This window comes from Mesorhizobium sp. M1B.F.Ca.ET.045.04.1.1 (assembly GCF_003952465.1).
Classification (GTDB): domain Bacteria; phylum Pseudomonadota; class Alphaproteobacteria; order Rhizobiales; family Rhizobiaceae; genus Mesorhizobium; species Mesorhizobium shonense.
This window is the reverse complement of record NZ_CP034448.1, coordinates 431,839-445,591: the sequence shown is the minus strand read 5'-3', so window position 1 is coordinate 445,591 and position 13,753 is coordinate 431,839. Positions and strand designations below refer to the sequence as shown.

Below are 13,753 nucleotides of genomic sequence, written 5' to 3'. Positions count from 1 at the left end.
CGGAGTTTGGAAGCCCGGCGGATGCCGGGCTTTTTTATTGCAGAAACTGTCGGCCAGGTCCTGCTCAAATGTCCAGATTGGCCACCGACAGCGCATTGTCCTGGATGAACTCGCGCCGCGGCTCGACCTCGTCGCCCATCAGCCGCGAGAACAGGCTGTCGGCATCCGTCGCGTCGGCCACCTTGACCTGCAGCAGCGAGCGCACGTTCGGGTCGAGTGTGGTCTCCCAGAGCTGCTCGGCATTCATCTCGCCGAGGCCCTTGTAGCGCTGCATGGTGAGCCCCTTGCGGCCGGCGGCGAATACCGCGTCGAGCAACGTCAGCGGTCCCGAGATGGTCTCCGAAATCTCCTTCCGGCGCAGTGTCGGCTGCCCGCCATAGACTTCCGCGAGGCGCCCTGCATAGCGGTCAAGCTGGCGCGCGTCGGCCGAGTTGATCAGCCCGGCGTCGAGCTGGACCGCGTCCTTGACGCCGCGCACCGTGCGCTCGAAGACATAGCCGCCCGAACCGTCGTTGGAGGTCGACAGTCGCCCGGTCCAGCCGCGCTCGGTCTCCTCGGCGATCATGTCGAGCCGGTTCGCGACACGCTCCGCCATCGCAGTGGCGCGGCCGAGATCGGCAAGCACGTCGGCGTTGAGCGCGCCGGCGATCGCCGCCTGCTCGACGACGCTGCGGTTGTAGCGCGTGTGCAGCCCGTTGATCAGGTGGCGCACCGCCAGCGCGTCGTCGACGGCGCTGCGCAGGTCCTGTCCGGTCCGCACCTCGCCGGAGCCGAGCGTCAGCGACGTCTCTTCCAGTCCGGAATCGATCAGATACTCCTCATAGGCGCTTTCGTCCTTGAGGTATTGCGAGCTCTTGCCCCGCGTCACTTTGTAGAGCGGCGGCTGGGCGATGTAGAGATGGCCCCGCTCGATCAGCTCCGGCATCTGCCGGAAGAAGAAGGTGAGCAGAAGCGTACGGATATGGGCGCCGTCGACGTCGGCATCCGTCATCAGGATGATCTTGTGGTAGCGCAGCTTGTCGGCATTGAACTCGTCCTTGCCGATCGAGGTGCCGAGCGCGGTGATCAGCGTGCCGATCATGTCGGAAGAAAGCATGCGGTCGAAACGCGCCCGCTCGACATTCAGGATCTTGCCGCGCAGCGGCAGGATGGCCTGGTTCTGGCGCGAGCGACCGCCCTTGGCCGAGCCGCCGGCCGAGTCACCCTCGACGATGAAGATTTCCGACTTCGCCGGGTCGCGCTCCTGGCAGTCGGCGAGCTTGCCGGGCAGCGAGGTGACGCCGAGCGTGCTCTTGCGGGTGATGTCGCGCGCCTTGCGCGCGGCCTCGCGCGCGGCGGCCGCCTGGATCACCTTCTCGACCACCACCTTGCCTTCGGTCGGATGCTCTTCCAGCCAGGTGCCGAGCGCCTCGTTGACCAGGCTTTCCACCACCGGGCGGACTTCCGATGAGACCAGCTTGTCCTTGGTCTGCGAGGAGAATTTCGGGTCCGGCACCTTGACCGACAAAACGGCGGTCAACCCTTCGCGGCAGTCGTCGCCGGTGAGCGACACCTTTTCCTTCTTGGTTTGGCCGGAGGACTCGCCATAGCCGGTGATCTGCCTCGTCAGCGCGGCGCGGAAGCCGGCCAGATGCGTGCCGCCGTCGCGCTGCGGGATGTTGTTGGTGAAGGCTAAGACATTCTCGTGGTAGCTGTCGTTCCACCACATCGCCACTTCGACGGTGATGCCGTCGCGCTCGGCGCGGATCGCGATCGGCTTCTCGATCAGCGGCTTCTTGACCCGGTCGAGATATTTGACGAACTCCTCGAGGCCGCCGTCATAGTGCAGCTCGTGGCGCACGAGGTCGGCATGGCGGGCGTCGGTCAGCACGATGCGCACGCCGGAATTGAGGAAGGCGAGCTCGCGCAACCGGTGCTCCAGCGTGTTGTAGTCGAACTCGACCATGGTGAAGGTCTCGGCCGACGGGAAGAAGGTGATCTCGCTGCCGCTGCGACCTTCATAGGTGCCAGGGCGCTTGTCCTGTTCGTAGCTGCCGGTCACCTTCAGCGGCGCGTCGGCATTGCCATGCGTGAAGCTCATCTCGAAGATCTCGCCGTTGCGGCGGATCTTGAGTTTCAGCCATGCCGAAAGCGCATTGACCACGGAAACGCCGACGCCGTGCAGGCCGCCGGAAACCTTGTAGGAGTTCTGGTCGAATTTGCCGCCGGCATGCAGCTGCGTCATGATCACTTCGGCCGCCGAAACGCCTTCGCTGGGGTGGATATCGGTCGGAATGCCGCGGCCATTGTCGATGACGGTCACCGAGCCGTCGGGGTTGAGCGTCACCGTGACTAGGTCGGCGTGCCCGGCCAAAGCCTCGTCGATGGCATTGTCCACCACCTCGTAGACCATGTGATGCAGGCCCGAGCCGTCATCGGTATCGCCGATATACATGCCCGGCCGCTTGCGGACGGCGTCCAACCCCTTCAAAACCTTGATGGAATCGGCGCCGTACTCGGCTTCCGCGCCAATGGCGCTTTCGGTCTGGTCGCTCATGAATACCTGTCTGATTGATGTCGCTGATCCGGCGCGGACAAATGGCCCCGAATCGCGCCGTTTTGATGTCCTAGATATAGGCGCAAATGGCTGGTTTTCCAAGGTTTGCGGCCATTTTGCCGGCTTGGCGAGCGGCAATATCGACAATGCGTTCGTCGCCTTTGCGGTGTAACCGGCGGCTAATGCATGTCGCGCAAAAGTGCGCAGCGGTTTTGCGAAACCGACATGCATAAAACAAAGACTTAAAAGCGCGCCGCCTGAATCCGTTTCAGCGCGACGCGCTTTAAGCCACAAAAGCGGACCGCCACTTGCGAAGCCGGCGCAAAGGCCTGCTGTCCGGTCGCATGGACGCGCGCCTTGCCGGGCACTACATTTGGAGCTGCCAGCGGAGCATGCCATGGACACCAAGCCCGCCCCCTTCGTGCCGCCCGCGCCGAAGCCGCGCACCCGGCCGCCCTCGACGCTGGAGATGATGCGCATCGTCTACCGCAACCCGCTCGAGCTGTGGGGCGAGCATACCTACAACGAGCCCTGGATATCGGTGACCGGCATCGGCGGGCCGCTGGTCATCGCCAACGATCCCGGCCTCATCCGCCATGTGCTGATCGACAACGCCAAGAACTATAAGATGGCGACCGTGCGCCAGCTGATCCTACGCCCGATCCTGCGCGATGGCCTGCTCACCGCCGAGGGCGAGGTATGGAAGCGGTCGCGCAAGGCGATGGCGCCGATGTTCACGCCGCGCCACATCTTCGGCTTCGCCGAGCCGATGCTGAAGCGCACGCTGGAATTCGTCACCCGCTACGAGGCCGGCGGCACGACCGACGTCGCCCGCGACATGACGATGCTTACATATGACATCCTCGCCGAAACGCTGTTTTCCGGCGAGATCGCGGGCGAGCAGGGCAGCTTCGCCAAGGAGGTCGACCGCCTGTTCGAGACCATGGGTCGCGTCGATCCGCTCGACCTGTTGCGCGCGCCGGAATGGCTGCCGCGCTTCACCCGCATCCGCGGCCGCAAGACCATGGCCTATTTCCGCAACATCGTTGCCGGCACGGTGAAGATGCGCGAGGAGCGGCTGAAGCGCGATCCGGGCGGCGTGCCGCAGGATTTCCTGACGCTGCTCCTGAAGGCCGAGGGGCCGGACGGCCTGACGCGCGCGGAAGTCGAGGACAACATCATCACCTTCATCGGAGCCGGCCACGAGACCACCGCGCGGGCGCTGGGCTGGACGATCTACTGCCTCGCCGGGGCGCCATGGGAGCGTGACAAGATCGAGCGCGAGATCGACGCGGTGCTGGCGAGCGAACCCGATCCGACGAAATGGCTGGACGCCATGCCGCTCACCCGCGCCGCCTTCGAGGAGGCGCTCCGGCTCTATCCGCCGGCGCCTTCGATCAACCGCGAGCCGATCGAGCCGGAAACCTGGAACGGTCTCTATATCCCGAAATACGCCGCCGTGCTGGTCATGCCCTGGGTCGTGCACCGCCATCGCAAGCTTTGGGACAGGCCGGACGCCTTCCTGCCGGAGCGTTTCCATCCGGAAAACCGCGACAGGATCGACCGCTTCCAATACCTGCCATTCGGCGCCGGGCCGCGCGTCTGCATCGGCGCCAGCTTCGCCATGCAGGAGGCGATCATCGCTTTGGCCATACTGCTGTCGCGCTTCCGCTTCGACGTGACGACCGAAACCCGGCCATGGCCGGTGCAGAAGCTGACCACGCAGCCGCAGGGCGGCCTGCCGATGCAGGTCTCCCGCCGCGGCTGATCAATGCATGTCGCCCAGAAATGTGCAGCGGTTCTGGGATAACGACATGCATCAAAACTTAGAATCTTCTATCTATCGGCTATCGGCCGGCGCTGCTGGAACTGCCCGGCGGCGCGGAAGCGCCAGAGATAGCTGGGCAGGATCGTGGCGATCGCCTGCGGCTGGATGCCGAGGGCGGCGATCGTCCTGTTCGCCTTGGCGGCGGCCTCGGAGACGACGTTGTGCTCGCGCAGCTGCAGGACCTGGTCCTTGGTCAAAAGCGGGCTGGGCAACAGCTGAAGGATCGAGGCCTGCAGGTTCGCCACCCACCACGGCACCGGCACCAGGAGGCGCCTGCGCTCGATCACGGCAAGCATCTCCTCCATGCATTCCTTGAAGGTCAGCACCTGCGGGCCGCCGAGCTCATAGATTTGGCCGCCCTTGACGTTGCCGTCGACCGAGCGCGCGATCGCCTCGGCGACGTCGCCGACATAGACCGGCTGGAATTTCGTCTGCCCGCCGCCGATCAGCGGCAGCACCGGCGAATAGCGCGCCATGTTGGCGAAGCGGTTGAAGAAGCCGTCCTCCGGCCCGAAATTGATCGACGGCCGGAAGATCACGGCATCGGGAATCGTCTCGAACACCGCTTTCTCGCCGAGCGCCTTGGTGCGGGCGTAGTCCGACTTCGAGTTCAAATCGGCGCCGAGCGCCGAGACATGGGTAAGGCCGGCGCCGACCGCGCGCGCGGCCTCGGCGACGGCACGGGCGCCGAACTCATGCACGGAGCCGAATTTCTGCCGGCCGGTTTCATTCAGGATGGCGACCAGGTTGACGACATGGTCGGCGCCCTGCACGGCGCGGTCGACCGACCAGCGCACGCGCACATTGGCCTGCACCGGCTGGATCTGGCCGACATTGCCGAGCGGCTGCACATGGCCGGCAAGGTCGGGCCGCCGGCAGGCGACCCGGATGCGGTAGCCGCGCTTGGCCAGCGCGCGCACGACATGGCGGCCGACAAAGCCGGACCCGCCGAAGACGACGACGAGCTTGGGGGTCTGCAGGATTTCAGTCATGGCTGGCTCCGGCGCGCTAGGCTTGGCTAGAGGCGTTCATAGTCGGTTTCGCGCCAAAGGCAAAGGGCGACCGGGTGTCGCCGACGCCCAATTTTGAGCGCTGCCGGAACGCCTTGCCGCTATGCGTCGACCGAATGACAGGTGCCGCCAAGGATGCGAAGAAGAGCAGGATCGCCGGGACGCAGAAAACCCCGCCGAAGCGGGGTTTTCCGGGCAGTGCTCGCGCCGAAACAGGGTCCAACGAGGCGGCCTGACCTGAGACGGTATCAAGGCGGCGTGAGCAAGCACGCCCGCCCCGGCCCTGGACGCCCGGCGCGGCGCCGCCAACCGCAAGCCGCGACCCAAGCCACCCTTTGCGGCTTGCGATGTGGGGTGCCGGCGATGGGTCGCTGCAGGGCGAAAAAAGGTTCATCGGTCGTGTGAAGAAAACGCGACCTGCTGTTGTGGGCGGTCTCGATCAGGCCGAATAGCGTTCGGCGAATTCGGAAATGCGCTGGACGACCGCCTTGGGCACGTCGATGCCGCGCGCCGTCGCTTTCTCAGCCGCCTCGGCGCGGGCGCGGCCGGGGATGTGCACGCCGTAGCGCCGCCGCAGCCGGTCGAGTTGGTCCTTCATGCGCTGCTCGAAGTCCGGGTCGAGCAGCTTGGGCTCGACGGCTAAAACGAAGAGCCCGGTTCCGGGACTGTCCGGCCCGCCGGAGAACCATGGCGCGTCGAGCGACCAGTTGGCGCCGGAAATGCCTGCCGCCAGCACCTCGACCATCAGCGCGATATTGGCGCCGCGCTGGCCGCCGAAGGCGAGCATCGCGCCCTTCATCGCCGCAGCCGGATCGGTGGTCGGGTTGCCGCTTGCGTCCAGCGCCCAGCCTTCGGGGATCTTCTTGCCGTCTTCCGCCGCCTTGCGGATGTTGACGAAGGCGGTGGCGCTCGACGACTGATCGATGACCAGCGGCGGCCCGTCGGCGGCAGGTGCTGCAAAAGACATCGGGTTGGTGCAGTAGACCGGCTTGACCGAACCGGAGCCGGCAAGCACTGCCGGTCCGTTGGTGGCGGCGAAGGAGACTAGGCCCTGCCCGGCCAAGCGTCCGGTGAAATAGCCGAGCGCGCCGCAGGTATAGGCGTTCTTCTGCGAGAAGACGGCGACGCCGAACAGTTTTGCCGCCTTGGCGAGATCATCGATCGTGCGGTCGAAGCCGGTATGGGCAAGCCCGCCGCGCGCGTCGGAGAGATAGATGGCCAGCGCCGGCCTGGTGACGACCGGATCGGCATTGCCGTCGATGCGGCCGTCCTGGATTGCCTCCAGATAGTCGATGAAATGCGACAGGCCGACCGCCGACAGGCCTTCTGCCTCCGCCGCCATGATCGAGGCGACGAGCGACTGTGTCGCCTCCTCATTGGCGCCGGCGCCGAGCGCCGCCATCCGGCATAGCCCTGTTGCCTGGTCGAGAGTGAGTTGCATCGGAGTTGCTCCGCAGCAGCGAGTAGCGAATGGCGAGTAGGGGGAAATAAACGAACTACTCGCTATTCGCTACTCTCTATTCGCTAACCGATCTTCACCGGAATCCGAGCCTCGATCCTGCTGAATATGAGCACCAGGATGCCGGTGATCGTCATGTAGATCAACGCCAGCAGCAGCAAGGGTTCGTAGGTGAGATAGGTGTCCTGACGCACCTTGGAGGAGACGGCGAAGATATCGATGACGCTGATCGTCGCCACCAGCGGCGTCGACTTCAGCTGCAGCACGGTTTCGCCGGTCAGCGTCGGCAGCGCCCGGTAGAAGGCCTGAGGCAGCCAGATGCGGCGGAAGATCTTGAAGCGGCTCATGCCGAAGGCGCGGGCCGCCTCGAGCTGCCCTTTCGGCACGCCGGCGAAGGCGCCGCGCATCACCTCGCCCTCATAGCCGGCGAAGGACAAGGTCAGCGCCAGCACGGCATAGGGCCAGGCTTGCCGCAGATACGTCCACATCCAGGACTCGCGGATCCATGGGTATTGCGGGAACAGCGAACCCAGTCCGTAATAGAGCAGCCAGAGCTGCAACAGCAGCGGCGTGCCGCGGATGATGGTGCAGAAGACCTTGGCCGGCACGGCAAACCAGAATGGCCCGCCGGCCTGCGCCAGGCCGAGCGGTACCGCCAGCAGGAAGCCCAGCGCGCAGGTGACGACGAGGATCCACAGCGCCCGCCAGATGCCGAGCAGCCCCATTTCCCAATATTGCGGCAGCCAGTCCCAGCGCATGAAGAAGGCGGCGCAGAAAACCAATGCCAGCGCGATGAGGATCAGCACGATGCGATGTGGCCTGAGCCAGAGCGAGGCGCGCGCCGCCATGTTGATCGCGGTCGCTTCGGCCGCCATCAGCGAGCCTCCTTGACGGAAGGCATGCCGCGCCGCGACCAGGCTTCGACGCGGCCGATGATCAGGTTGGAGAACAGCGTCAGCGCCAGATAGAGCGCGCCGGCTGCGAGAAAGAACAGCAGATAGGCCTTGGTGACGCCCGCCGCCTGCCGCGTCGCAAGCGTCAGCTCGAAGAAGCCGACGACGGCAAGCAGCGCGGTGTCCTTGGTGGCGATCAGCCAGAGGTTGGCGAGGCCGGGTATGGCGAAGGGCAGCATCGCCGGCAGCGTTATGCGCCTCAGCATCAGGCCCGGCGACATGCCGTAGGCGCGGGCGGCCTCGATCTGGCCTTGCGGGATGGACAGGATGGCGCCGCGGATGACTTCGGTCGAATAGGCACCCTGGACGACGCCGAGCACGAAGATGCCGGCCGCCAGCCCGCTGATGTCGACGCGCTGGTAGCCCATCGCCGTCAGCACCTGATTGATGAGGTCGGTGCCGGCGTAATAGAGCAGCAGGATCAGCACCAGTTCCGGCACGGCGCGCACCACGGTCGTGTAGACGGCGAGCAGGTCGCGCGCCACCGGACCGCCATAGAGCTTGCCCCAGGCGCCGCCGGTGCCGATCAGCAGCCCAAGGCAAGTGGCGCCGATCGCGATCTCAATCGAATGCAGGAATCCGACCAGCAGCTGGTAGCCCCAGCCAGGCGGCACAGGCCACAGGAGTTCGATGATGCCGGCCGCCGAGGCCGGAAGAAATATGTCGATCAGCGTCGCCCCCGGATTGCTGGCTCTGGTCGCCGGCGTTGGCGGCCAGCGGCAAGCATGCGTGGAAGATTGGGCTTAGGGGCACGGCACTGGCGCCATGCCCCTAATTGACGGGCGAAATATCGTCAGTTCGACTGCGTGGCGCCGCCGTAGATGTCGAAATCGAAGTATTTCTTCGAAATCTCGTCATACTTGCCGCTGGCGCGGATCGCCTTGATGCCGGCGTTGATCTTTTCCTTGAGCGCGGTGTCTTCCTTGCGCACGCCGGCGCCGACGCCCGGGCCGAGCACCTCGTCGTCCTGGGCGACCATGCCCTTCAGGTCGCAGCAGGCCTTACCCTGATCGGTCTTGAGGAATTCGCCAAGCGCGATGGAGTCGGCCTGCACCGCATCGAGACGGCCGGCCGCAAGGTCATTGTTGGCTTCGTCCTGCGTCTGGTATTCCTTGATCTCCTGCGCGCCGGTGAAGTGCTTCTTGGCGTAGACCGCATGCACCGTCGACACCTGCACGCCGACCACCTTGCCCTTGAGATCGTCGGGCGTGGCGCCGAACTTCTGGTCCTTCGGACCGATGATCGCCGTCGGTGTGTTGTAATACTTATCCGAGAAGTCGATCGTCTTCTTGCGCTCGTCGGTGATCGACATCGAGGAGACGATGAGGTCGATCTTCTTGGTGGTCAGCGCCGGAATGATGCCGTCCCAGGCGACGGGCGTGATGACGCAGTCGAGCTTCTCCTCGGCGCAGACGGCGTCGATGAAATCGATCTCCCAGCCGACCCACTTGCCCGTCGCATCCGGCGAAGTGAAGGGCGGATAAGGTTCGGCGGCGACGCCGATCTTGACCTGATCGGCCTTGGCCACGCCCATCGCGGCGACGCCGAAGAGCAGCGCCGCGGCGAAGGTCTTGAGAACAGTCTTCATTTCAGGACTCCCAGTTTGTTGTTGTTCCCGGTTTTTCGCTCCGCTTGACGCCGGCCCTAACCGACGTTGCGGAGGAATTGCTTGAGCCTTTCGGATTTGGGCGCGCCGAACAGCTGTTCCGGCGGTCCTTCTTCCTCGACCAGCCCGTTGTAGAGGTAGACGACATGCGTCGCGACCTCGCGGGCAAACTTCATTTCATGGGTCACCAGCACCATGGTGCGCCCCTCGCGCGCCAGGTCGCCGATCACTTTCAGCACCTCGCCGACCAGCTCCGGGTCGAGCGCCGAGGTCGGCTCGTCGAACAGCATGACGCGCGGATTGATCGCCAGCGCCCGGGCGATCGCGGCGCGCTGCTGCTGGCCGCCCGAGAGGAATGCCGGATAGACGTCGCGCTTCTCGGCGAGGCCAACGCGAGCAAGCAGCTTCTCGGCCTGCGCGATCGCCTCGTCGCGCTTGACGCCAAGCACATGCACCGGAACCTCGATGACGTTTTCGATCAGCGTCATGTGGCTCCACAGGTTGAAGTTCTGGAACACCATGCCGAGCCGGGAACGGATGCGCTCGATCTGCTTGCGGTCGGCGGGAACCGTGTGGCCGTGGCTGTCGGCCTTCAGCTTGATCTCCTCGCCATTGACGCGGATGAGGCCGCTGGTCGGGTTTTCCAGGCAGTTGATGCAGCGCAGCAGCGTCGATTTGCCGGAGCCCGAGCCGCCGATGATCGCGATCACCTCGCCGTCTCGCGCCGACAGCGAAACACCCTTCAGCACATGCAACTGGCCGAACTTCTTGTGCAGGTTCTCGACATGGATGGCTTCGGCGGCGCCGCTCTGCGCCTCGCCGGATGGGACTGCGGCAGCTTCCACCGCGCTCACCGGGTGACCTCTGTAGGGGCGACGGCAGTTCGTCGAACGTCCATCCGGCTAATCAACATACGCTGTACTGTCCCGCGTCAGACTTCAGCATGGACCCGACCGCGCGAGCCCGTCAATCCTGCTCATTACGGCACTTGCGGGCTTGTTGCGCAAGTGTATAAATAGCCTCTCGTGAAATTTTTTCGATTTTTTTCAGCTTAAAAGGGCATCGATGAGCGCTTTCGGATCACAGTCCATGGCGGCGCCGCTGCGGCGCGTGCTGATGCGGTCGGCGGCCAACGCCATGCGCGACGCCAACAGAGTTGCCTGGCATTATGGCCCGGGGTTCAACCCGGCCAAAGCTGCCTCGCAACACGCGGTCCTTGCCGAACTGGTACTGGCTTCCGGCGCCGAAATCGAATGGATCGAGGACAAGGCCGACGGCCTTTCGGATTCAGTGTTCACGCACGACCCGTCGCTGATGACCGACCGCGGCGCGCTGATCCTGTCCATGGGCAAGCCGTTGCGCGCCGGGGAGCCCTCGCTGCATGAGGAAACCTACAGAAGACTGGGCATTCCGATCCTCGGCCGCGTCGAGGCTCCTGGCCAGGTCGAAGGCGGTGATTGTGTATGGGTGGATGCCCGCACGCTGGCGATCGGGCGCGGTGTCCGCTCCAACCAGGAAGGCATCCAGCAGGTTTCCAACCTGCTGACGCCGCTGGGCATTTCCGTCTACGGCTTCGACCTGCCGCTGTGGCAGGGCGAAGAGGCATGCCTGCACCTGATGTCGGTGATCAGCCCGCTGGCCGACGACCTCGCGCTGGTCTATTCACCGCTTTTGCCGGCCCCGTTTTATCAGATGCTGAAGGCGCGAGGCATCCGGCTGGTCGAAGGCGACGCCGAAGAGTTCGCCGCTTCCAACGGCCTCAGCCTGAACGTATTGCCGACCAGCCCGCTCAAGGTGATTGCCGTTGCGGGCTTTCCCAAGACCAAAGCGGCGATGGAAGCCGCCGGCTGCACGGTTGAAATCTTCGAGGCGGATGCGCTCTGCATCGCTTGCGAAGGCGGGCCGACATGCCTGACGCGGCCGATCCTGCGCCAATGAATGCGCGCCGCAAGTTCCGTCGCGAGGGCGAGGAGCGGCGGCGGCAGGATCTGATCGAGGCGACCCTGGACTGCGTGGCGGAATATGGCCTGCAGGGCGCCACCTTGCGCACCATCGCATTGCGTGCCGGCGTCACCGCCGGGCTGATCCGGCACTATTTCCCCGGCAAGGAAGAATTGCTGCAGGAAGCCTATACAGCGCTGGTCGGCCGCATGACCGAGCAGGCGAAAGCGGCATTGGTCATGGAAAACGCCACGCCGCGCCAACGCCTTGCGGCTTTCGTCACCGCCAACCTCAACGCGCCGATCATCGACGCGCGGGTGTTTTCGCTCTGGGCAACCTTCCTCGGCCGCGCCAGTGCAGATCCGACCCTGGCCCATGCCCACCGCGAAGGCTACCTCGGCTTTCGCAACGAGGTGGAAGCGGTTGTGGCCGAAGTGCTCGCCGCCCAACGGCGCAAGCCGGACGCAAATGAGCTGCGCCACCATGCCATCGCCATCAACGCGATCATCGACGGGCTCTGGATCGAAGGCTGCCTGGCGGGCGAGATGTTCTCGCCCGGCGAATTGGCGGCGATTGGGATCAAGGCTGTCGAGGCCGAGCTCGGCCTCGCGCCGGAAAAGGGAGAAAACCAATGACAACCGTCGGCGAAGCGCTCATCACCTTGCTCGAGGCGCATGGCGTCGACACCGTTTTCGGCATTCCGGGCGTGCACACCGTCGAGCTCTATCGCGGTCTGGCGCGCTCGAAGATCCGCCACGTCACGCCGCGCCACGAACAGGGCGCCGGCTTCATGGCCGACGGCTATGCGCGCGCCGGCGGCCGGCCGGGCGTCGCCTTCGTCATCACCGGGCCGGGGCTGACCAATACCATCACCGCCATGGGTCAGGCGCGCGCCGATTCGGTCCCGATGCTGGTGATCTCCGGCGTTAACGCCACCGACACACTCGGCAAGGGGCTTGGCTTCCTGCATGAACTGCCCGATCAGCGCGGCATGATGGAGAAGATGGCGCTGTTCTCCGAGCGCGTCACCGAGGCCGGGCAACTGCCCGGCGCGCTCGCCCGCGCCTTCGCCGTTTTCTCCTCGTCGCGCCCTGGTCCGGTCCATATCGAGATCCCGACCGACGTCATGGTGAAGCCCGCCGACGGCATTGCGGCCGTGCTTGGCAATGCTGCGCCGCCCGCTCCGGCAGCGGCGGCGATCGCCGATGCTGTGCGGTTGATCAGGACGGCTCGCCGTCCACTGATCCTGGCCGGCGGCGGCGCCAAGAGGGCGGATACGGCGCTGACGCGCTTCGCCGAAGCGTTGGGCGCGCCGGTCGTCGAAACCGCCAATGCGCGCGGCCTGCTGCATGCCCATCCGCTCTGCGTGCCGGCAAGCCCCAGCCTGAAGGCCGTGCGCGCGCTGATGGCGGACGCCGATCTGGTGATCGCCGCCGGCACCGAATTCGGCCCGACCGACTATGACGGCTATGGCGACGGCGGCTTCGTGCTGCCGCCGAACCTCATCCGCATCGACATCGGCGCCGATCAGCTCGCCCGTCGTCCTGTCACCGTTGCGATCCAGTCGGATTGCGCCGCGGCGCTTGGTGCTTTGCTGGCTGATCTCGGCCCTGCTCATGTCGCCGCGAAAGACGGCGAGGTCCGCGCGGCAGCGGGTCGAGAGGCAGCGCTGGCCGAGCTGAGACCTGAATATGTGGCGCAGGTGCGCGCGGTGGAGGCGATCCGCGACACGCTGCCCGGCGCCATTATCGTCGGCGACTCGACCCAGCCGATCTATGCCGCAAATCTCTATTACGATCATGACCGTCCGGGCGGCTGGTTCAATGCGGCGACCGGGTTCGGCGCGCTGGGCTATGGCCCGCCGGCGGCGATCGGCGCCGCCCTTGCCGTGCCCGAAGCGCCCGTCGTGTGTCTCACCGGCGACGGCGGCTTCCAGTTCACCTTGCCGGAGCTGGGCGCCGCGCTCGACGCCGGGGCTCCGGTGATCTTCGTCGTCTGGAACAACCGCGGCTATCGCGAGATCGAGACCTCGATGCTCGATGTCGGCGTCGAGCCGGTCGGCGTGTCGCCGGCGCCGCCGGATTTCTGCAAGCTCGCCGAGGCCTATGGTATTGAGGCCGAACGGCTGACCGGGGTCGGCAGCCTCGCCGAGGCGCTGAAGCGCGCGCGGGCGGCCGGCAAGCCGCGCCTTGTCGAAATCACGGTCGACTGAAGGCGTTGGCGCCTGCGAGCATTTGCCGGCGCTCCAATTGCCGCGCCGGCTCCGCAGAACAAGATCCGGTCGAATCCAGACGCGGCGACAAGATCTTCCGCGACGGCCTGACACATGCAAAGACGCTGCGCCAGCCATGTCGATATTTCAATTGAGTGACAGCGCGAAAGGCGCGACGTTCGAAACTGGGGCGGCATAACCATAAGAA

12 protein-coding genes are annotated in these 13,753 nt (G+C 65.4%); 5 read left to right on the top strand and 7 right to left on the bottom strand.

The window, feature by feature from the left end; translation table 11 throughout:
- Positions 1 to 64: 64 nt before the first annotated feature.
- Positions 65 to 2,536, bottom strand: coding sequence for a DNA topoisomerase (ATP-hydrolyzing) subunit B (gene gyrB, locus EJ071_RS02080; protein WP_126096592.1), 2,472 nt, complete (start codon positions 2,534 to 2,536; stop codon positions 65 to 67).
- Between gyrB and EJ071_RS02075 the strand changes: the two genes are divergently transcribed.
- Positions 2,511 to 2,708 carry a hypothetical protein gene (locus EJ071_RS02075; protein ID WP_126096591.1) on the top strand — a complete coding sequence of 66 codons (198 nt, stop codon included), beginning with the start codon at positions 2,511 to 2,513 and terminating at the stop codon, positions 2,706 to 2,708. The two genes, gyrB and EJ071_RS02075, sit on opposite strands and share 26 nt — an antisense overlap.
- Positions 2,709 to 2,933: 225 nt before the next feature.
- Complete coding sequence (locus EJ071_RS02070) at positions 2,934 to 4,304, top strand: cytochrome P450 (RefSeq protein WP_126096590.1); 1,371 nt, start codon at positions 2,934 to 2,936, stop codon at positions 4,302 to 4,304.
- Positions 4,305 to 4,372: 68 nt separating this feature from the next.
- On the opposite strand, the gene EJ071_RS02065 is transcribed toward EJ071_RS02070, so the two are convergent.
- The 6 genes from EJ071_RS02065 to EJ071_RS02040 all read right to left on the bottom strand — a co-directional run bounded on the left by EJ071_RS02065 (position 4,373) and on the right by EJ071_RS02040 (position 10,246).
- Positions 4,373 to 5,356 (bottom strand): complex I NDUFA9 subunit family protein, encoded by a 984-nt coding sequence (locus tag EJ071_RS02065; protein WP_126096589.1) that lies wholly within the window; start codon positions 5,354 to 5,356, stop codon positions 4,373 to 4,375.
- A 457-nt stretch (positions 5,357 to 5,813) separates the two neighbouring features.
- Positions 5,814 to 6,815 carry an Ldh family oxidoreductase gene (locus tag EJ071_RS02060; RefSeq protein ID WP_126096588.1) on the bottom strand — a complete coding sequence of 334 codons (1,002 nt, stop codon included), beginning with the start codon at positions 6,813 to 6,815 and terminating at the stop codon, positions 5,814 to 5,816.
- An 83-nt stretch (positions 6,816 to 6,898) separates the two neighbouring features.
- Positions 6,899 to 7,708, bottom strand: a complete 810-nt coding sequence (locus EJ071_RS02055; RefSeq protein WP_126096587.1) for an ABC transporter permease — start codon at positions 7,706 to 7,708, stop codon at positions 6,899 to 6,901.
- Complete coding sequence (locus EJ071_RS02050) at positions 7,708 to 8,373, bottom strand: ABC transporter permease subunit (protein ID WP_189521519.1); 666 nt, start codon at positions 8,371 to 8,373, stop codon at positions 7,708 to 7,710. Before EJ071_RS02050 ends, EJ071_RS02055 begins: the two co-directional genes overlap by 1 nt.
- A 206-nt stretch (positions 8,374 to 8,579) precedes the next feature.
- Entirely contained in the window at positions 8,580 to 9,374 is a 795-nt protein-coding gene (locus tag EJ071_RS02045) for a transporter substrate-binding domain-containing protein (RefSeq protein WP_126096585.1), read from the bottom strand.
- A 56-nt stretch (positions 9,375 to 9,430) separates the two neighbouring features.
- On the bottom strand, positions 9,431 to 10,246 hold the full coding sequence (locus EJ071_RS02040) for an ABC transporter ATP-binding protein (protein WP_126096584.1): 816 nt from the start codon (positions 10,244 to 10,246) through the stop codon (positions 9,431 to 9,433).
- Positions 10,247 to 10,457: 211 nt separating this feature from the next.
- Between EJ071_RS02040 and EJ071_RS02035 the strand changes: the two genes are divergently transcribed.
- The 3 genes from EJ071_RS02035 to EJ071_RS02025 are packed head-to-tail and all read left to right on the top strand — an operon-like array spanning position 10,458 to position 13,545.
- Positions 10,458 to 11,330, top strand: coding sequence for a dimethylarginine dimethylaminohydrolase family protein (locus EJ071_RS02035; protein WP_126096583.1), 873 nt, complete (start codon positions 10,458 to 10,460; stop codon positions 11,328 to 11,330).
- Positions 11,300 to 11,968 (top strand): TetR family transcriptional regulator C-terminal domain-containing protein, encoded by a 669-nt coding sequence (locus EJ071_RS02030; protein WP_126096582.1) that lies wholly within the window; start codon positions 11,300 to 11,302, stop codon positions 11,966 to 11,968. Before EJ071_RS02035 ends, EJ071_RS02030 begins: the two co-directional genes overlap by 31 nt.
- Complete coding sequence (locus EJ071_RS02025; RefSeq protein ID WP_126096581.1) at positions 11,965 to 13,545, top strand: 5-guanidino-2-oxopentanoate decarboxylase; 1,581 nt, start codon at positions 11,965 to 11,967, stop codon at positions 13,543 to 13,545. The genes EJ071_RS02030 and EJ071_RS02025 overlap by 4 nt, the downstream gene beginning before the upstream one ends.
- The last annotated feature ends 208 nt before the right edge of the window (positions 13,546 to 13,753 follow it).

Coding starts and splice junctions, on each gene's coding strand:
- EJ071_RS02075 (WP_126096591.1), top strand. CDS start 2,511: ATGGCGCTTTCGGTCTGGTCGCTCATGAATACCTGTCTGATTGATGTC.
- gyrB (WP_126096592.1), bottom strand. CDS start 2,536: ATGAGCGACCAGACCGAAAGCGCCATTGGCGCGGAAGCCGAGTACGGC.
- EJ071_RS02070 (WP_126096590.1), top strand. CDS start 2,934: ATGGACACCAAGCCCGCCCCCTTCGTGCCGCCCGCGCCGAAGCCGCGC.
- EJ071_RS02065 (WP_126096589.1), bottom strand. CDS start 5,356: ATGACTGAAATCCTGCAGACCCCCAAGCTCGTCGTCGTCTTCGGCGGG.
- EJ071_RS02060 (WP_126096588.1), bottom strand. CDS start 6,815: ATGCAACTCACTCTCGACCAGGCAACAGGGCTATGCCGGATGGCGGCG.
- EJ071_RS02055 (WP_126096587.1), bottom strand. CDS start 7,708: ATGGCGGCCGAAGCGACCGCGATCAACATGGCGGCGCGCGCCTCGCTC.
- EJ071_RS02045 (WP_126096585.1), bottom strand. CDS start 9,374: ATGAAGACTGTTCTCAAGACCTTCGCCGCGGCGCTGCTCTTCGGCGTC.
- EJ071_RS02035 (WP_126096583.1), top strand. CDS start 10,458: ATGAGCGCTTTCGGATCACAGTCCATGGCGGCGCCGCTGCGGCGCGTG.
- EJ071_RS02030 (WP_126096582.1), top strand. CDS start 11,300: ATGCCTGACGCGGCCGATCCTGCGCCAATGAATGCGCGCCGCAAGTTC.
- EJ071_RS02025 (WP_126096581.1), top strand. CDS start 11,965: ATGACAACCGTCGGCGAAGCGCTCATCACCTTGCTCGAGGCGCATGGC.